The sequence below is a fragment of the Sphingobium sp. 3R8 genome, from assembly GCF_020166615.1.
GTDB classification, from domain to species: domain Bacteria; phylum Pseudomonadota; class Alphaproteobacteria; order Sphingomonadales; family Sphingomonadaceae; genus Sphingobium; species Sphingobium bisphenolicum.
In genome coordinates, this window is sequence record NZ_JAIQXR010000008.1 from 19,203 (window position 1) to 36,854 (window position 17,652).

Here is a 17,652-nt window from a genome sequence, read left to right on the forward strand (position 1 = left end):
CATGTTGAAGGCTCTTTCCGGCGGCAATCTCAGCCGCGATTTTACGGCGTCGATCGTCGTCTTCCTGGTGGCGATGCCGCTTTGCATGGGCATCGCCATCGCATCCGGCGTGCCGCCGGAAAAGGGTCTGATCACCGGCATCATCGGCGGCCTGGTCGTCGGCCTGCTGGCGGGTTCGCCCTTGCAGGTCAGCGGACCGGCTGCCGGTCTGGCCGTCATCGTCTTCGAAATCGTCCGCGAACAAGGGCTGTCCGCCCTTGGTCCCATCCTCATTCTGGCGGGCGCGATCCAGATCGTTGCCGGCCTGCTGCGGGTCGGCGGCTGGTTCCGGGCCATATCGCCTGCGGTCGTGCATGGTATGCTCGCCGGGATCGGGGTGCTGATCGTGGTCGGTCAGTTCCATGTGCTCTTCGACGACAAGCCATTGTCCAGCGGCCTGCATAATTTGATCGCCATGCCGGGTCAGATTCTGGGCCTCACGACGGGCGACACCGTCACGGCGTTCGCCGTAGGCCTCATCACCATCTTCAGTATGCTGGGCTGGGAAAAGTTCCGGCCGGCTTCGATGAAGCTGGTGCCCGGCGCGCTGGTCGGCGTGGTTGCGGCGACGCTGGTCGCCTTCATTCTGGGCCTGCCGGTGGCGCGCGTGACCGTGCCGGAATCGATCGTCGCGGCGATCAGTCTGCCGGAACAGGGGCTGCTGGCGCAATTGATGAACCCCACGGTGATCACCACCGCCATCGCCATCGCCTTCATCGCCAGCGCCGAAACCCTGCTGTCGGCCGCCGCGGTCGACCGGATGCATGACGGCGTGCGCACCAACTACAACCGCGAACTCAGTGCCCAGGGCGTCGGCAACCTGCTGTGCGGCTTTGCCGGCGCGCTGCCGATGACCGGCGTCATCGTCCGCAGTTCGGCCAATGTGCAGGCCGGCGCCAAGACCCGCCTGTCGGCCATCCTGCACGGCATCTGGATCCTGGGCTTCGTCGCGCTGCTGCCCTGGCTGCTACGCGAAATCCCCATGGCCGCGCTGGCCGGCATCCTGGTCATCACCGGTGTTCGCCTGGTGAGCGTCGCGCATGTGAAGCATCTGTTCCACCTCTACGGTCCGCTGCCCGCGATCGTCTGGGCGGCGACGCTGATCTGCGTGGTGGCGACCGACCTGCTGACCGGCGTGCTGGTGGGCATCGGCCTGTCGCTGCTCGAACTGCTGCCCCACGCGACGCGGCTGCGGCTGAACATGGAAGAGGAAAGCCGCGGCGAAGCGCATGAAGTGGCGCTGCGCGGCACGGCCACCTTCCTCAGCCTGCCCAAGCTGTCGGCCAAGCTCGAATCGCTGCCGACCGCCGGTCTGGTCATCCTCAACGTCGAACGCCTCGGCCATATCGATCATACCTGCGCGGAAATGCTGCGCGAATGGGTCGATCGCCGCCGGGGCGGAGGGGCGCCGGTCGAACTGTTCGGCGCCACCGGACGTATGCGTCAACTCGTCGCCTGACCCCCCTCAACACAGGGCGACGTTTTGAGCCGCCGTGCCTCCCCCTAGGGCACGGCGGCATTTCTTTGTCTCGTTGCGGTATGGAAACATGTTGGCAACATATATTGCCATTTTAGCAAAGAACCGTGCCCCGCATATCACAGCATGGTTGATCCTTTCGCAGGTGCGAGAAAAGCGGTTTGCCTGGTCGTCGCCAACGCATAGTCCAAGATCATCCGCCGGTATCGAAGACGATCAACAACAGATCTTTGGGCCAGAGCGGATGCAGGACGGAACATTCCAACGTTAAGGGGAATGTTCATGAAGTATCAAATCGCTTGTGCCGCCCTCGCGCTCCTGTCCAGCGTGCCGGCTTTCGCGCAGGAAGAACCCGCCAGCCCCGTCACCGTCACCGGCAGCGTCGGATTGATCTCCGATTATCGCTTCCGCGGCGTGTCGCAGAGCGACAAGGCCATGGCTGTCCAGGGCGGCATCACCGCTACCCATGAAAGCGGCGCCTATGTCGGCACCTGGGCATCGAACCTGGCAGGCTGGGGCACCTTCGGTGGCGCCGGCATCGAACTGGACCTGTTCGCCGGCTATGCCATCCCGCTCAACGAGACGACGACGCTGGACGTCGGCCTGACCTGGTATATGTATCCGTCGGGTGCGGACGAAACCGATTTCGCCGAACCCTATGTCAAGCTGTCGAGCCAGCTCGGCCCGGTCAAGGGACTGCTCGGCGTCGCCTATGCGCCCAAGCAGCAGGCGCTGGGCAAATGGTATAACGACGCCGCCAGCTATGCGACCGGCATCCCCGACCGCCCCGGCAAGAAGAACGACAATTTCTACATCTGGAGCGACGTCAGCGGCGCGGTTCCCAACACCCCGGTGACGCTGAAGGCGCATCTGGGCTGGTCGAAGGGCAATAGCGGCCTTGGCCCGAACGGCACGTCGGTCGCGCCGACCGGCAAATATCTCGACTGGCTGGTGGGTGCGGACGTCGCCATTCCCGGCACGCCGCTGACGCTGGGCATCGCCTATGTCGACACCGACATTGCCCGGGTCGAGGAAAATTATCTGCGCCCGAACCTGTCGGTCGCCGACGCCGACAATGCCGGCAAGTCGATCGTGCGCAGCCAGGTCCTGTTCTCGATCTCGGCCGCCTTCTGATCCATATCGCCGGGCCTGGTTCGCCAGGCCCGGCACCGGCCCCTGGCTCCGGGCGGGGCCGGGACTTTTCCCTGCTGTGACAAATTGTTGCTGCAGTTGCGTTTCGGCCTTTCCCGCCGCCCGCGCGGTTGACCGCCGATCCGGCGACCCCTATTTCCCGACCATGACATTTTGTGCGCTGACGCCTTCATGACCGCCCCTTCGATCATCCTCGTCGAAGACGATCCGCCGCTGCGCACCCTGACCGCGCGCGCGCTGCAGGAGCATGGCTATCAGGTGCGGCCGGCCTCTTCCGGTCCCGAAATGTGGGTGGCGTTCGACGCTGGCCCGGTCGATCTGGTCGTGCTCGACGTCATGCTGCCCGGCACCAACGGCATCGACCTGTGCCGCCAGATCCGGCGCAAGAGCGACGTCCCCATCATCTTCATCAGCGCCAAGGGCAGCGAAACCGATCGCATCGTCGGGCTGGAACTGGGCGCCGACGATTATCTCCCCAAGCCCTTCGGGACGCGCGAACTGATCGCGCGCATCCGCGCCATCCTGCGCCGCGTCGGCGTGGAGCGCGGCCCGGACGAGCATCGCGAGAGCGAAGCCCATTTCGATGGCTGGAGCGTGAACTTCCCCCGGCGCGAGCTGCGTTCTCCCACCGGCGCGATCGTCGAGCTGACCGGGGCGGAATTCGACCTGCTCGGCTCCTTCCTCAGCCATCCGCAGCGCGTCATCGCGCGCGAGCGGCTGATCGAACTGTCGCGCACCCGCATGGGTGACAGCAGCGATCGCAGCATCGACGTCCTCGTCAGCCGCCTGCGTCGTAAATTGTCCACAGCCGACAAGGGCGCGCCGATCACCACTGTCCGCGGCGTGGGCTATATGTTCAACGCAGAGGTCAGCCGCGCTTGAGACGCCATGTCAGGGGATCGCTGGGGCTGCTCGGCCGCCTTTTCGCGATCCTGCTGTTGACGGTCATGCTGGAATTTGCGGTTGGCACGCTCATCTACGAGCGCACCAGCCAGATGTCGCTTCAGGATGACGAAGCGCGGCGGCTCGCCGAACATCTGGTCATCGCGCGCAAGCTGTTGACCGAGCAGCCGCCTGCGGAACGCCCCGCGCTCGGCCTGCAACTGACGACCGATCGCTACGACGTCCATTGGTCGCCCGCCGCGCCGCCGCCGCCGCCCTTGTCGCCCGAACTGGAACGGATGCGCCAGCAGATCATTGCCTGGGAACCCAGCCTGGAGCGGTCGCGCCTCTGGCTGCGGCTCGCCTCGCCCAGCCGTCATTCGGAAATCAATGGCGGCCTGCAATTGCCGGACGGCAGTTGGCTCTATTTCGGCATGCATCATGGCGGCAGCAAATGGGCCTTTACCCTCGGTCGGCTGGGACTGGCGCTGATCCCGGTGCTGGCGTTGCTGATCGCCGGCTGGCTGCTGATCCGCAGGACGCTCGCCCCGCTGCGCGACCTGACCCATGCGACCCACCGTATCGGTCTGGGCGCCGCGGTGATGGTGCCTGAAGCCGGGACCAGCGACGTGCGCAACCTGATCGCGGCGTTCAACATGATGCAGTCGCGTCTCCACCGTCTCATCAACGAACGAACCGAGACGCTGGCGGCGGTCGGGCACGACCTGCGCACCCCGCTCGCCCGACTGCAGTTGCGGCTGGAGGGGGTGAAGGACGGTGACATCCAGCAGGCGATGGCCGGCGACCTGGAGGAAATGGGGGCGATGCTGGAATCGCTGCTTGCATTCCTGGGTGGCGAGAAAGACCCTGAGCCGCCCGTGCGCACCGATGTCGCGGTCACCATCGCCACCATCGTCGATGCCTTTCAGGACCATGGCGACGATGTGGCCTATGAAGGACCGGATCATCTGGAAATGGCGGTGCGCGCCCTGTCGCTGCGCCGGGCGGTGCGCAATCTGATCGAGAATGCGCTCCACTATGGCGAACGCGCCCGCGTTTCGCTGGAGCGGGTCGGGACCGAGATATTGATCCGAGTCGATGATGACGGTCCCGGCATCCCGCGCGAACGACTGGAGGAGGTGCTGCGGCCTTTCGCCCGGCTCGACGATGCGCGCCAGCGCAATACCCGCGGCCTCGGCCTGGGCCTCGCCATCGTCGAAAAGGCGGTACGGGCCGAAGGTGGACAACTGACGCTTGCCAACCGGCCCGAAGGCGGCCTGCGCGCCGAAATCTGCCTGCACCTGCCCAGGTCATTGGCGCGCAGCTAAAAGAGAATCTGTCCGACCCCAAGCAAAACTCGTTTATCGCTGCGCCCGCGACCACGCTATGCCCGCGGCAACAGGCGCATGAGGCGGATATGATGGCAGACGGACAGGACGATGATCGGATCGTCGAAGGCTATTGGGACATTGCGGCGCTGACGGCGGAACTGGGCGCCGCGCGCAGCCGGTGGCGGCAGGCGCAGCAGCATCATGCCGAATATGGCGCCGAAGGCTTCCCGTCGCGCGATAATCTCACCAGGATCATGCAGTCGCTATGCGGCGCGCTGTTCCCCCTGCGCCTCGGCCCGAGCTTCGTGCGTCTGCATAATGAGGACGCCTATGTGGCCGAAACGCTGCAGACGGTGCTCAGCCGCCTCTACGGCCAGATCCGGCTCGAACTCATCTACGCGCTGAAGGACGAGCCGGCGGAAGCGGTCGATCGCGAAGCAGCGCGCATCATCGCGGCCTTCGCCCAGAGCCTCCCGACGCTGCGCGTGCTGCTCGACACCGATGTCGATGCCGCCTTCCTGGGCGATCCCGCCGCGCGCAGCGTGGACGAGGTGCTGATCTGCTATCCGTCCATGCTGGCGATCATCCATCATCGGCTGGCGCATCGCCTGCATCGACTGGGCGCGCCGCTGGTGGCGCGCATCATGTCGGAAATCGCCCATGGCAAGACCGGGATCGACATCCATCCCGGCGCGACCATCGGCCAGTCCTTCTTCATCGATCACGGCACCGGCGTCGTGATCGGCGAAACCGCGATCGTGGGCGATCGGGTGCGCCTCTATCAGGGCGTGACGCTGGGTGCGCGCAGCTTTCCGGCGGACGGGAAGGGCGCGCTGGAAAAGGCGTTGCCGCGCCATCCGATCATCGAGGATGATGTGGTCGTCTATGCCGGGGCGACGATCCTGGGCCGGATCATCGTCGGCAGCCGTTCCGTCATCGGCGGCAATGTCTGGCTGACCGACAGCGTGCCGGCCGACAGCCATGTGCGCCAGGCCAAGGCGCACTATGAGGTGACCAGCCGGGTCGAAGTCTCCGCCCCGCACCGCGTCCACGCCATGCTGGAAAGCACGGACGGGGTGGGCGAGAATATCTAGCCAACATTCGTTTGCTTATCGCCCCGCGCAGCTATCCCCGTCTCCCGCAATCAGATCCAGGCAACGTCCGTCAATCTCGCTCTTCGCCACCGGCAGATGGATCAGCGCGGCGAGGCTCGGGAGGATATCCACCGTCTCCACCCCCAGCGGCTGTTCGAAATGCTGCATCCCCTTGCGCCAGAACAGGATCGGCACGCGGCGGTCCGTATCCCAGGGCGAACCATGGGTCGCGACCGCGCCCATGGTCGCCTGCTCCGGGATCGACATGACGCGGGGTTTCAGCAGCAGCAGCAGGTCGCCCGACCGCTCCGCATAGAAGCTGGCGCGCGCTTCCTGGATCAGGCTCCAGCTTTCCGGCGGGCCGGACGGGGAAGGAGTGGCTGCAATCTCCGCCTTCGTAAACACCACCTGTACCTGGGGATGGGCGCGCAGCAGCTTGAGCGCTTCGGCCTCGACGCGCGCGCGCTGGGCGGCGGTCAGCCCCTTGTCGAAATAGAGGTCGCCTGACGGGCCGTCGCCCCAGAGCACCTTCTTGCCGGGCAGGCCGGCCTTGTCGGCAATGGCGGCGTTCAGCGCCTTGGGCGTCAGCGCCATGTCGACGCGCTGTTCCATCGGCATGGCGTTGAGGCGGTGACGCTCTGGCAGGTCGTGGCCGCCATGATCGGCGGTCAGCACCACGACATAGTCGATGCCGTCCTTGTCCAGCCGATCGAAGAAGGCGCCCAGTTCATGATCGAGCCGGTCGACCTGGATGCAGCTTTCGGTGCCTTCGGTGCCGTAAGTGTGGCCGACATAGTCGGTCGCCGACAGGCCGATCGAGATGATGTCGGTCTGCGCCTGCTTGCCCAGCGCCATAGTCTCGATCGCCGCCGCGGCGAAGGCCAGCGTCATCGCATCCTGCTCCGGCGAAATGCGGAAGCTCTTATAATCGCCAGCCGCGCGCGCGAAGCGGCCGGTGCCGACGGTCCTGTCGCCCGCCTGCACCGGGAAATCCTTCGACACGCACTGGGGCGGCAGTTCGAAGCCCGGATTGGGCTGGGCCAGCCGCTGCGCCATCGCCGCGTTGACCTTGGCCACCAGCGGCGGGGTGGCGATCCCCTTATAGCTGACATAGCCCTGCGCGCCGCCCAGCCACCACACCTGGTCGGCGGTCGCGCCGCCCATCATGATCGCCGCGCGATCCTTCCCCGCGACCGACACGACGCGGGTGGCGGGGTTGGCGATCTTCATCCGGCCGCCCAGCGTCGGCACCTTCAGATGCAGGGGGGAGGCTTCATATTTGTCGCTGCTGCTGCCGGGCTGCGTCTCGTCCTCGGCGCAATAGACATTTTTGTCCTCGCGCTGGGTGCTGAGGTCGAACCAGTTATTGGCGATGACGCCGGTGCGCGACGGGCGGCTGCCGGTCAGGATGGTGGAGTGGCCGGGGCAGGTTTCGGTCGCGGCATGGCTCTGATAGCCGCGCGGGAAGACCGCCCCTTCGCTCGTCAACCGCTTGAGGCCGCCGCTATAATATTGGCGATATTCGCTGAACAGGTCGGCGGAAAATTGGTCCACGCTGATCGCGACGATCAGCTTTGGAGGGATCGTGGGCATGGTTGCTGCGGCGGCCGGAGCAGGGCTTTGCGCCACGACCGGCGCGACGGGGGCCAGGGCGGTGGCGAGCAACAGGGCGGCAGCGACTCGTTTCAACATATTCTCTGACCTTCTCATGCCTTGACGGCGGATAGGGAGCGACCTAGCCCCCTTGCATCCACCCGACCAGAGGCCCGATGCGCATTTTTCAAGTCATATTCATGACGTTTGCCCTGCTGGCAGGCCTGTCCGTCGCGCAGGTGCCCGCGGCACAGGCGCAAGGCGCGTTCGGCGGCGGGCCGGCGCATATCGCCGCCACGCTGGCGGCGGAAAGCGCTGCGCCCAAGGCCGGCGAGGGCACAACCATCGCCTTCGCCATGACGCCGGAAAAGGGCTGGCACGGCTATTGGGAAAATCCCGGCGATGCGGGTCTGGGCATGACCGTCGACTGGACCCTGCCCGCCGGCGTCACCGTCGGCACGCTGCGCTATCCGGTGCCGGAAACGCTGCTGATCTCCGGCCTGATGAACCATGTCTATGAAGGCCCCTATGGCGTGCTGGCGACGCTGAAGGTCGCAGCGGGCCTTGCGCCCGGCACCCGCCTGCCGGTGCGGGCGAAGGCGCAATGGCTAGCTTGCACCGACAAGGTCTGCGTGCCCGAAAGCGGCGATCTGACGCTGGATCTGGTCGTAGGCGACGGCACCGTGTCGGCGGCCGATCGGACCCGCTTCGATGGATGGCGGACCCATCTGCCCCGGCCGCTGGGTTCGGAAGCAAGCTATGCGGTACAGGACGGCAAGCTGCGCCTGTCGGTGCCGTTTCCGGCCAGCGCGCAGGCCAGCGACATCCACCTCTTTCCGCTGGCCGAGGGGCTGGCCCGCTACGCCGCGTCGCAAACGGTAACGCGGGAGGGCGACAGGCTGCTGATCGAGACGGACGCGGCCGAGGGTGGCAAGGGCGGCACGGTTCAGGCGGTATTGCGGACCGGCGACCATGTCGGTTTCCTGCTGACGGCGAAACCCGGACAGGTCGCCGGTGCATCCGACGGCGGGCAAGGACGCGCGATCCTCGCCGCGCTGGGGGGCGCGCTGCTGGGCGGGCTGCTGCTCAACATCATGCCATGCGTCTTCCCGATCCTGGGCCTTAAGGCGATGAAGCTGGCGAAAGCGGGTGGTGACGAGCGCACCGTCCGGCGCGAGGCTCTGGCTTATACGCTGGGGGTCATCCTGACCTGTCTGGCGCTGGGCGGCGCGCTGCTGCTGTTGCGCGCAGCGGGCGGGGCGGTCGGCTGGGCGTTCCAGTTGCAAGACCCGCGCATCATATTGGCGCTGCTGCTGCTGGTGACCGGTATTGCCTTCAATCTCGCGGGGCTCTTCGATCTTAGTGCCTATGGCGGCGGCGAGGCACTGGCGGGCAAGGGCGGTGTTGTCGGCTCCTTCTGGACCGGGGCGCTGGTCGCCTTCGTCGCGACACCTTGCACCGGACCGTTCATGGCGGCGGCGATGGGCGCGGCGCTGCTGCTGCCCCTGGCGGCTGCGCTGGCGATATTCGCCGGGCTGGGGCTGGGGCTGGCGCTGCCCTTTCTGCTGCTCGCTTATATTCCAGCGCTTCGCAAAGGATTGCCGAAGCCCGGCGGCTGGATGGGCCGTTTCCAGAAGATCCTCGCCATCCCGATGTTCCTGACCGCGCTCGGCCTCGCCTGGCTGCTCGGCCAGCAGCGCGGCGTGTCGGGCATGACGATCGGCCTGGCCGCGGCGCTGCTGCTGGCGCTGCTGCTCTGGTGGCTGGGCGGTCGCCAGCGGGTGAGCAAGGGTGGCGGCCGGGTCGCCGCGCTCGCCGGGTTGGCGCTGCTCGCAGGCGCCGCTTACGCGCTCCCGACCAGCGCGCCGACGGCTGTGGAAAAAGGCGATTCAACTGTCCATTTCGATGTCGCAAAACTCGCCGAACTGCGCGCCGCGAACAAGCCGGTCTTCCTCTATTTTACCGCCGACTGGTGCCTGACCTGCAAGGCGAATGAGGCCGCCGCCATCGACCGCGCCGAAACCCGCGCCGCCTTCGACAGGGCCGGCGTCACCGTCATGGTCGGCGACTGGACCAATGCCGATCCCGCCATCACCCGCTTCCTCGAAGCGCAGGGCCGGTCGGGCGTCCCGCTCTATCTCTTCTACGCGCCGGGCAAGGAAGCGCAGACCCTGCCGCAACTCCTCACCCCCGCCACCCTTGCCGGACTGGTGCGCTGATGGCCAAGGTGCGTGCCGACCAGTTGCTCGTCGACAGCGGCCTTGCCGAAAGTCGCGCGCGCGCGCAGGCGCTGATCCTCGCCGGCCTCGTCTTCCTGGGCGACCGCAAGGTCGATAAGGCCGGGCAGCAGGTGCCCGAAGGCACGGAACTGGACGTACGCGGTCGCGACCATCCTTGGGTGTCGCGCGGCGGCATCAAGCTGGCTCACGCCCTGGAGGAGTTTGCCATCGACGTCACCGGCTTCGTCGCCATCGACGTCGGCTCCTCGACCGGCGGCTTTACCGACGTATTGCTGACCAAGGGGGCGGCGAAGGTCTATGCGGTCGACAGCGGCACCAACCAGCTCGCCTGGAAGATCCGCGCCGACGATCGCGTCGTCGTTCACGAACAGACCAGCGCCCGCATCCTGACCGACGCGCATATCCCCGAACCGGTGGACATCATCGTCTGCGATGCCAGCTTCATCAGCCTGGCCAAGGTGCTGGAAAAGCCGATCGGCTTTGCGAAACCCGGCGCGCAGATGGTCGCCCTCATCAAGCCGCAGTTCGAAGCGCGGCGGGAGGAAGTGGGCAAGAATGGCGTGATCCGCGATCCCGCCGTCCACGATCGGGTCTGCGCCGAAGTGCAGGACTGGGCCGTGTCGCAGGGCTGGACTGTCGCGGGGCTGACGCAAAGCCCGATTACCGGGCCGCAGGGCAATGTCGAATTTCTTCTCTACGCCCGGCTTGGTGGATAATGGACGTATGTTCGTTCCCAACTCTACCGTCATAAGGTGCGGACCAAGTCCAATTGTGCCGTCAGCAAAGGCTAGTTACCCTTCCATCATGCGTCCTATTCTCCCGGTCCTTCTGCTTGCCCTGTCCCTTGCCGCCTGTGGCGGAGAAAAGGAAAAGAAGCCGCGCGCCGTCCCGCTGGTGGAGGTGCAGTCCATCGCGCCCACCGCCTTCACCGACAATCTGGAGGCGGTCGGCACCGCGCTCGCCAATGAACAGGTGGTGCTGTCCGCACCGGTGACCGAGCGGATCGAGGCGATCAACTTCTCTGATGGCGGCTATGTGGCCAAGGGTCAGGTGATCGCCCGGCTGGCGGTAGGGCAGGAACGGGCGGAACTTGCGTCGGCCGAGGCGACTGCGCTGCAAGCGAGTCAGCAACTCCAGCGCATCCAGGCGCTCAAAGCGCGCGGCTTCGCCACCGGCGCGACGCTGGAGCAGCAGGTTGCGCTATCCAATGCCGCCCGCGCCAATGCACAGCTGGCCCGCGCCTCGATCGGCGACCGGGTGATCCGTGCGCCCTTCTCCGGCTGGGTGTCCCTGCGCACCGTATCGCCCGGCGCGATCGTGACGGCCGGGACCGCCATTGCCACCGTCAGCGACATCAGCCGCATCAAGCTGGATTTCACCATTCCCGAAACCCGGTTGGCGATGATCCGCGAAGGCATGACGATCAAGGCGGTGTCCGCGGCTTGGCCCGACCGGCCGTTCAACGGCGCCATCGCCACCATCGATCCCGTCATCGACCCTGCCACTCGCGCGGTGAAGGTGCGGGCGATCCTGCCCAATCCCGACAAGGCGCTGAAGCCCGGCATGTTGCTGACCGTGAGCGTGCTCGCGCGCCAGCGCCAGTCGCTGTCGGTGCCTGAACTGTCGGTGGTGGGCGACGGCGACGAGCGTTTCGTCTTCGTGATCGAGGACCGCACCGCCAAGCGGACCAAAGTCAGCACCGGCATTCGTCAGGATGGTCGGGTCGAGATACTGGACGGCTTGAAGCCGGGTCAGACGATCGTGACCGAAGGCGTGGTCAAGCTGACCGACGGCGTCACCGTGCGCCTGCCCGGCGATAAGTCCAAGGATGGTCCCGGCAAGGGCGCCCGCTGATGCAGCTATCCGATCTTTCGGTCCGCCGCCCGGTCTTTGCCGCGGTCGTCGCGGTGCTGCTGTGCATCATCGGCATCGTCGGCTATCTCAGCCTGTCGGTGCGCGAATATCCCGATACCGACCCGCCGATCGTATCGGTCGAAACTACCTATACCGGCGCCGCCGCGTCGGTAGTGGAAACCCGTATCACCCAGCTGATCGAAGATGGCGTGGCGGGGGTGCAGGGCATCCAGACCATCACGTCGACGTCGCAGGACGGTCGGTCGGACATCAATATCGAATTCGATCCGTCGCGCGATATCGACAGCGCCGCCAATGACGTGCGCGACCGGGTGGGGTCGGTGGTGGAGGATTTGCCGGAAGATGCGCTGGCGCCTGAAATCCGCAAGGTCGATTCCGACGCCCGCTCCATCCTGTTCCTCGCCTTTTCCCGTCCCGGTTGGTCGTCGATCCAGATCAGCGACTATCTCGATCGCAACGTTGCCGACCGCTTTTCCGCCATCGATGGCGTCGCGCGCGTCACCATCGGCGGCGAGGCGAGGCCCTCGACCCGCATCTGGTTCAACGCCGAAAAGCTGGCGGCCTTCGGCCTGACTCCGGCCGATGTCGAAGCCGCGCTGCGCAGCCAGAATGTCGAGCTGCCCGCCGGCAGGTTCGAATCGCAGGACCAGAACCAGACCCTGCGCGTCGAACGCCCCTTCGCCACGCCGGACCAGTTCGCGCAGCTCGTCGTCGGCCGCGGCACGGACGGCTATCAGGTTAAGCTGGGCGACGTCGCCCGGATCGAGGAAGGCGCGGAAAACCCCTATAGCAGTTTCCGTTCCAATCAGGGGACCGCGATCGGCCTTGGCATCATCCGCCAGTCCGGCGCGAACACGCTGGAGGTCGCGCAAAAGGCCAAGGCGCTGATCAAGGAATTGCAGCCTACCCTGCCGCAGGGGATGCGTGTCGCCATCGGCACCGACGAATCCCTGTTCATCGAGCGCGCCATCGCCAATGTCTATGACACGCTGATCGAGGCGGCCTTGCTGGTCATCCTCGTCATCTTCCTGTTCCTGGGGTCGGTGCGTGCGACGATCGTGCCCGCCGTTACCGTGCCGATCTGCCTGCTCGCGACCTGCGCGGTAATGTGGCTGCTGGGCCTGTCGATCAACCTGCTGACCCTGCTCGCCTTCGTGCTCGCCATCGGCCTGGTGGTCGACGACGCCATCGTCGTGCTGGAAAATGTCTATCACCGCATCGAACAGGGGGAAGATCCGCTGGTCGCCGCCTATCTCGGCACGCGGCAGGTCGGCTTCGCCATCATCTCGACCACGCTCGTCGTGTGCGCGGTTTTCGTGCCCGTCATGTTTCTGGCCGGCCAGACCGGCCTGCTGTTCCGCGAACTCGCTATTGCGATGATCGCGGCGATCGCCTTTTCCGGGTTCATCTCCCTGAGCCTCGCGCCGATGCTCTGCTCCAAGCTGCTCAAGACCGCCGAGCGCGGTCGAATGGCGCGCTGGATCGACGATCGTTTCCAGCGACTGGAACATGGCTATGCCCGCTGGCTGGACGGCGCGATCAGGAAGCCGCTGTTGCCGCTGCTGGGCGTGCTGCTGTTCCTGGGCGTCGCCGGCTTCTTCTTCACCCGCCTGCCGAGCGAACTGGCCCCTGCCGAAGACACAGGCGTGGTCGAAGCGCAGATCAGCGCGCCCGAAGGCACCGGCTTTGCCCGGATGATGGCCTATATGAAGAAGATCGAGGACGACCTCGCCTTCCTGCGCAAGGATGGAACGCTCCAGAATCTGGTGATCCGCACACCGGCCGGTTTCGGTTCGACAGACGATTTCAACGGCGGCAACGTCATCGCCTTCCTGCGGCCATGGGAAGATCGCACCATCACCACGGCCGAAGTCGCGACCATCGTCAACAGGGTGATCGCCGATCAGCCCGGCGTGCGCGGCAATGCGGCGCCGCGATCGGGACTGGGGCGCGGTCGCGGCCTCCCGGTCAATATCGTGCTGGCGGGTTCCACCTATGAAGGGCTGGTCGCCGCGCGCGACCGGATCATGGCGGCAGCCGCCGACTATCCCGGTCTCATCAACGTCGACAGCGATTATAAGGAAACCAAGCCGCAGATGCGGATCGAGGCCAATCTGGCCCGTGCGGGCGATCTGGGCGTATCGGTCAACGACGTCAGCCAGGCGTTGCAGAGCCTGCTCGGTTCGCGCCGCGTCGGCACCTATGTCGATCGCGGCGAGGAATATCGCGTACTCGTGCAGGCGGAGGAGGATGGCCGCCGGACTGTGGCGGATCTGGAGCGGATCAATGTCCGTTCGCGCACCGGCGCGCTGGTGCCATTGTCCGCGCTGGTCACCGTGCGGGAAGTCGCCGGGCCGCGCCAGCTCAATCGCTACAACAAGCTGCGCGCCATCACCCTGACCGCCGCGCTGGCGCCGGGCACGTCGCTGGGTCAGGGCCTTGCCTTTCTGGAGGATCAGGCGCGCCAGTCGCCCGAAGTGCTGGCCATCGGCTATCGCGGCGAGAGCCAGTCGCTGCGCGAAACCGGCGGGTCGATCTGGCTGGTCTTCGGTCTCACCATCCTGATCGTCTATCTGCTGCTCGCCGCCCAGTTCGAAAGCTTCATCCATCCCGGCGTCATCATCGCCACCGTGCCGCTGGCGGTGGCGGGCGGCGCGCTGGGGCTGGCGATCACTGGCGGGTCGATCAACCTCTACAGCCAGATCGGCATCGTCATGCTGGTGGGTCTGGCGGCCAAGAACGGCATCCTGATCGTCGAGTTCGCCAACCAGTTGCGCGACGAAGGGCTGGAGATAGCCGAGGCGATCCGCGAAGCCGCCAAGCGCCGCCTGCGGCCGATCCTGATGACCTCCATCGCGACCGTGATCGGGGCGGTGCCGCTGGTCATTCGCGGCGGGGCGGGGGCGGCGGCACGCCATTCGATCGGCACGGTCGTGGTGTTCGGCGTCAGCCTGGCGACGCTTATCACGCTGTTCCTGATCCCGATCTTCTATTCCCGCGTTGCCAAGCGGACAGTTTCTCCGCAAACCGTTGGCCGCAAGCTGGATTCGGTGCTCAAGGATTCGCCCGATCCCGCCGAATGACAGGCTTTCTGGAGCTGCGTTGCCGATGAACGAGATTGCGTCCCCCGGTCAGTTGCGTCTTGCCTATCTACGCTGGGCGCTGGTCACGGTGCCTGCGATCGTTTTTCTGGGGTTCCTGTCGGGGCGTCTCGCCAATAGCGGCTATGGCAATCGCTGGTTCGATGCGCTGGAAAAGCCCGCGCTGATGCCGCCGGGCTGGGCGTTCGGCGTCGCCTGGACCATCCTCTACGTCATGATGGCGCTGGCTTTCGCGATCGTGCTGCACGCCCGCGGCGCGAAGGGGCGGGGCGGGGCGATCGCCCTGTTCCTGGCCCAGTTGCTGCTCAACCTCTGCTGGTCGCCACTTTTCTTTCGCGCGCATCAGGTCGGCAGCGCGCTGGCGCTGATCCTCATCATTTTCGTGCTGGTCGCCGTAACTACCGCGCTTTTCTGGCGTATTCGCCGTTTCGCCGGGGTGCTGTTGCTGCCCTATCTGGCGTGGCTGGCCTTCGCCTCCTTCCTCAACTATGAGATCGGCCGCCTGAACCCCGATGCGGCGACCCTTGTCGCCCCGGCGCTCAGAACCCAGATATGATTTACGGGCGCGCCGATCGCGCGCCGCACAGAGGATAAGGCAATGCAGAGCGAAAACCGCTTTTTCGACGATCTCGCCAAGCTGGTGAACGGCGCCGCCGGCACCGTGGCGGGCATGGGGCGCGAATTCGAAACCAACGCGCGCGAACGGGCGAAGGAATGGATCGGCGGCATGGAATTCGTGTCGCGCGAGGAATTCGACGCGGTCAAGGCGATGGCCGCCGCCGCGCGCGAGGAAGTCGAACTGCTCAAGGCGCGGCTCGACGCGCTGGAAGGCAAGGCCGGCGAACCGGTCACCAAGACCGTCAAGGCGGCCAAGCCCAAGCCGAAGGGTGCGGACTGATCTACTCTACCCTTTGTCTGTCCTTTCGCGGTATGCGGTGATAAGGCGCGCCGATGATGGATAGCGACGAATTTGAACATGGCGGCGGGGAAGCCGCGCCGATCGATATGCTGGCGGCCTATTTCGAAGCGCATGGCTGGACGTTCGAGCAGGTCGGCGAAGATGAGATCGTCGCGAACACCCAGGGGTCATGGGCGCAATATGAGCTGCGCGGCATCTGGCGCGACGAGGATCAGGTGCTCCAACTGCTGGCGCTGCCTGACATTCGCGTGACCGAGGAGAAGCGCGGCACCATCTACGAGACGCTGGGCCTCATCAACGAACAGCTCTGGCTGGGCCATTTCGAGCTTTGGTCGTCGAGCGGCATCATCCTGTTCCGCCATGGCGCGCTGCTCGGCGCAGGCGGCACCTTGACGCTCGATCAGGCGCAGTTGCTGGTCGAAACCGCGATCGATGAATGCGAGCGTTTCTATCCGGTGTTCCAGTTCGTGCTCTGGGGCGGCAAGTCGCCGTCGGAGGCGATTTCCGCCAGCCTGATCGAAACCCGCGGCGAGGCCTGATCCGATGACGCAGACCTGGCCTGATCATCTTTTCCCCGATCATCTCTTTCTGGTCGGCTGCGGGAACATGGCCGGGCAGATGCTGTCCCGCTGGCTTGACTGCGGCCTCGACCCCGCGCGCGTCACTGTGCTGCGCCCCAGCGGCCAGCCCGTGGCCGATGGCGTCGCGGTCGTGACGGACTATCCCGCTGCGCTGCCCGCAGGGACCACCGTCCTGCTGGGCATGAAGCCCTATCAGATCGCCGACGTCGCCGTTACGCTCGCGCCGCTATGCGCCGCCGACACGCGCATCGTCTCGATCCTCGCCGGCACGACGTTCGCCGATCTGCGCGCCCGTTTCCCCGTTGCCCGCGATATCGTGCGCGCCATGCCCAACCTGCCGGTCGGGCTGGGCGAGGGGGTAACGGCGCTGTTCACCGACGACGCAACCTCGGCGCGGGCCAAGGCGGACGTCGCCGCACTGATCCAGCCGCTTGGCCTGGTCGAGTGGATTGCCGACGAAGCCCTGTTCAATCAGGTCACGGCGCTGTCGGGCTGTGGCCCTGCCTTTCTGTTCCGCTTCGTCGATGCGCTGGCGCGGGCAGGCGAGGCGATCGGCATTCCCGCCGATCAGGCCGCGCGCATGGCGATGGCGACGGTGCAGGGATCGGCCAATATGGCCGCCCGCGCCAATGATGGTCCGGGCGTGCTGGCCGATCGCGTCGCCAGCCCCGGCGGTATGACGCGCGAGGGGCTGAACGTCCTCGATGCCGATGACCGGCTGCTGGCGCTGCTGACCGATACGCTGGCCGCCGCCCGCGACCGCGGCGAAGCGATGGCGCGCGGCGCATAAGGGCGGTTCCGGGGGGAAGGCTTTTGCGCTAAGGCGCGCGCTTATCGATCCCCGGAGTCCGCCATGTTGTCCCCCGATACACCGATCCTGCTGCTCACCACCGGCGGCACGATCGACAAAATCTATTTCGACGCGTTGTCCGACTATCAGGTCGGCGAAACCGTGATGGCCAAGCTGCTGGAGGTCGCGCGGGTCAAGCGGCCCTTCCGTATCGAGGAAGTGACGCGCAAGGATAGTCTGGAACTCGACGAGACGGATCGTGCGCTGATCTACGCCCGCGTCGCCGCGGCGGTCGAAAATCACATCGTCATCACCCATGGCACCGATACCATGACCGACACGGCCAGGCAGCTTGCCGGGATCGAGGGCAAGACCATCGTGCTGGTCGGCGCGCTCGCCCCTGCGCGCTTCGGCGAGAGCGACGCCAGCTTCAACCTCGGCATGGCCTTCGCCACGGCGCAAGTGGCGGAGCCGGGCGTCTACATCACCATGAGCGGATCGGTGTTCCGCGCCGACAAGGTGATCAAGGACCGGGCAAAGGGCGCCTTCGTCCCGCTCTAAAGGCACGGGTCGTTTAA

The 17,652-nt window shown here is 66.0% G+C and carries 15 protein-coding genes; 14 read left to right on the forward strand and 1 reads right to left on the reverse strand.

Annotated features, from left to right (window positions below; all coding sequences use genetic code 11):
- Window position 1: 1 nt before the first annotated feature.
- From K9B33_RS09455 to epsC, 5 genes are all read left to right on the forward strand, one after another.
- Window positions 2-1,498, forward strand: coding sequence for a SulP family inorganic anion transporter (locus K9B33_RS09455; RefSeq protein WP_224548333.1), 1,497 nt, complete (start codon window positions 2-4; stop codon window positions 1,496-1,498).
- A 294-nt stretch (window positions 1,499-1,792) separates the two neighbouring features.
- On the forward strand, window positions 1,793-2,650 hold the full coding sequence (locus tag K9B33_RS09460) for a TorF family putative porin (protein WP_224548334.1): 858 nt from the start codon (window positions 1,793-1,795) through the stop codon (window positions 2,648-2,650).
- Window positions 2,651-2,839: 189 nt separating this feature from the next.
- Window positions 2,840-3,550: a response regulator gene (locus K9B33_RS09465; RefSeq protein WP_224548335.1), complete on the forward strand. Its 711-nt coding sequence runs from the start codon at window positions 2,840-2,842 to the stop codon at window positions 3,548-3,550.
- On the forward strand, window positions 3,547-4,878 hold the full coding sequence (locus K9B33_RS09470) for an ATP-binding protein (RefSeq protein WP_224548336.1): 1,332 nt from the start codon (window positions 3,547-3,549) through the stop codon (window positions 4,876-4,878). Before K9B33_RS09465 ends, K9B33_RS09470 begins: the two co-directional genes overlap by 4 nt.
- Before the next feature lie 92 nt (window positions 4,879-4,970).
- Window positions 4,971-5,975: a serine O-acetyltransferase EpsC gene (gene epsC, locus K9B33_RS09475; protein ID WP_390902461.1), complete on the forward strand. Its 1,005-nt coding sequence runs from the start codon at window positions 4,971-4,973 to the stop codon at window positions 5,973-5,975.
- A 15-nt stretch (window positions 5,976-5,990) separates the two neighbouring features.
- Here epsC and K9B33_RS09480 read toward each other — a convergent pair whose 3' ends face one another.
- A complete protein-coding gene (locus K9B33_RS09480; RefSeq protein WP_224548338.1) occupies window positions 5,991-7,667 on the reverse strand; it encodes an alkaline phosphatase family protein in 1,677 nt (558 codons plus the stop codon).
- Window positions 7,668-7,744: 77 nt separating this feature from the next.
- Between K9B33_RS09480 and K9B33_RS09485 the strand changes: the two genes are divergently transcribed.
- The 9 genes from K9B33_RS09485 (at window position 7,745) to K9B33_RS09525 (ending at window position 17,635) form a co-directional block, all read left to right on the forward strand.
- Window positions 7,745-9,787 carry a protein-disulfide reductase DsbD family protein gene (locus tag K9B33_RS09485; protein ID WP_224548339.1) on the forward strand — a complete coding sequence of 681 codons (2,043 nt, stop codon included), beginning with the start codon at window positions 7,745-7,747 and terminating at the stop codon, window positions 9,785-9,787.
- Window positions 9,787-10,524, forward strand: coding sequence for a TlyA family RNA methyltransferase (locus K9B33_RS09490; protein WP_224548341.1), 738 nt, complete (start codon window positions 9,787-9,789; stop codon window positions 10,522-10,524). Before K9B33_RS09485 ends, K9B33_RS09490 begins: the two co-directional genes overlap by 1 nt.
- Window positions 10,525-10,612: 88 nt before the next feature.
- Entirely contained in the window at window positions 10,613-11,662 is a 1,050-nt protein-coding gene (locus tag K9B33_RS09495) for an efflux RND transporter periplasmic adaptor subunit (protein WP_224548343.1), read from the forward strand.
- Window positions 11,662-14,766 carry an efflux RND transporter permease subunit gene (locus K9B33_RS09500; RefSeq protein WP_224548344.1) on the forward strand — a complete coding sequence of 1,035 codons (3,105 nt, stop codon included), beginning with the start codon at window positions 11,662-11,664 and terminating at the stop codon, window positions 14,764-14,766. Before K9B33_RS09495 ends, K9B33_RS09500 begins: the two co-directional genes overlap by 1 nt.
- A gap of 25 nt (window positions 14,767-14,791) precedes the next feature.
- Window positions 14,792-15,340, forward strand: coding sequence for a TspO/MBR family protein (locus K9B33_RS09505; RefSeq protein ID WP_224548346.1), 549 nt, complete (start codon window positions 14,792-14,794; stop codon window positions 15,338-15,340).
- A 42-nt stretch (window positions 15,341-15,382) separates the two neighbouring features.
- Window positions 15,383-15,682, forward strand: a complete 300-nt coding sequence (locus tag K9B33_RS09510; RefSeq protein ID WP_224548348.1) for an accessory factor UbiK family protein — start codon at window positions 15,383-15,385, stop codon at window positions 15,680-15,682.
- Between the two features lie 53 nt (window positions 15,683-15,735).
- On the forward strand, window positions 15,736-16,242 hold the full coding sequence (locus tag K9B33_RS09515) for a YbjN domain-containing protein (RefSeq protein ID WP_066604191.1): 507 nt from the start codon (window positions 15,736-15,738) through the stop codon (window positions 16,240-16,242).
- 4 nt (window positions 16,243-16,246) lie between these two features.
- Window positions 16,247-17,074 (forward strand): pyrroline-5-carboxylate reductase, encoded by an 828-nt coding sequence (gene proC / locus K9B33_RS09520; protein WP_224548350.1) that lies wholly within the window; start codon window positions 16,247-16,249, stop codon window positions 17,072-17,074.
- A 63-nt stretch (window positions 17,075-17,137) separates the two neighbouring features.
- The gene (locus K9B33_RS09525) at window positions 17,138-17,635 is read left to right on the forward strand and encodes an asparaginase domain-containing protein (protein ID WP_224548351.1); all 498 of its coding nucleotides are present in this window, start codon (window positions 17,138-17,140) and stop codon (window positions 17,633-17,635) included.
- Window positions 17,636-17,652: the final 17 nt, after the last annotated feature.

Excerpts from the sequence above, each read along its gene's own strand:
- K9B33_RS09505 (WP_224548346.1), top strand. The coding sequence starts at position 14,792 with ATGAACGAGATTGCGTCCCCCGGTCAGTTGCGTCTTGCCTATCTACGC.
- K9B33_RS09460 (WP_224548334.1), top strand. The coding sequence starts at position 1,793 with ATGTTCATGAAGTATCAAATCGCTTGTGCCGCCCTCGCGCTCCTGTCC.
- K9B33_RS09480 (WP_224548338.1), bottom strand. The coding sequence starts at position 7,667 with ATGTTGAAACGAGTCGCTGCCGCCCTGTTGCTCGCCACCGCCCTGGCC.
- K9B33_RS09500 (WP_224548344.1), top strand. The coding sequence starts at position 11,662 with ATGCAGCTATCCGATCTTTCGGTCCGCCGCCCGGTCTTTGCCGCGGTC.
- K9B33_RS09455 (WP_224548333.1), top strand. The coding sequence starts at position 2 with ATGTTGAAGGCTCTTTCCGGCGGCAATCTCAGCCGCGATTTTACGGCG.
- K9B33_RS09525 (WP_224548351.1), top strand. The coding sequence starts at position 17,138 with ATGTTGTCCCCCGATACACCGATCCTGCTGCTCACCACCGGCGGCACG.
- K9B33_RS09465 (WP_224548335.1), top strand. The coding sequence starts at position 2,840 with ATGACCGCCCCTTCGATCATCCTCGTCGAAGACGATCCGCCGCTGCGC.
- K9B33_RS09485 (WP_224548339.1), top strand. The coding sequence starts at position 7,745 with ATGCGCATTTTTCAAGTCATATTCATGACGTTTGCCCTGCTGGCAGGC.
- K9B33_RS09515 (WP_066604191.1), top strand. The coding sequence starts at position 15,736 with ATGATGGATAGCGACGAATTTGAACATGGCGGCGGGGAAGCCGCGCCG.
- proC (WP_224548350.1), top strand. The coding sequence starts at position 16,247 with ATGACGCAGACCTGGCCTGATCATCTTTTCCCCGATCATCTCTTTCTG.
- K9B33_RS09510 (WP_224548348.1), top strand. The coding sequence starts at position 15,383 with ATGCAGAGCGAAAACCGCTTTTTCGACGATCTCGCCAAGCTGGTGAAC.
- K9B33_RS09490 (WP_224548341.1), top strand. The coding sequence starts at position 9,787 with ATGGCCAAGGTGCGTGCCGACCAGTTGCTCGTCGACAGCGGCCTTGCC.
- K9B33_RS09495 (WP_224548343.1), top strand. The coding sequence starts at position 10,613 with ATGCGTCCTATTCTCCCGGTCCTTCTGCTTGCCCTGTCCCTTGCCGCC.
- epsC (WP_390902461.1), top strand. The coding sequence starts at position 4,971 with ATGGCAGACGGACAGGACGATGATCGGATCGTCGAAGGCTATTGGGAC.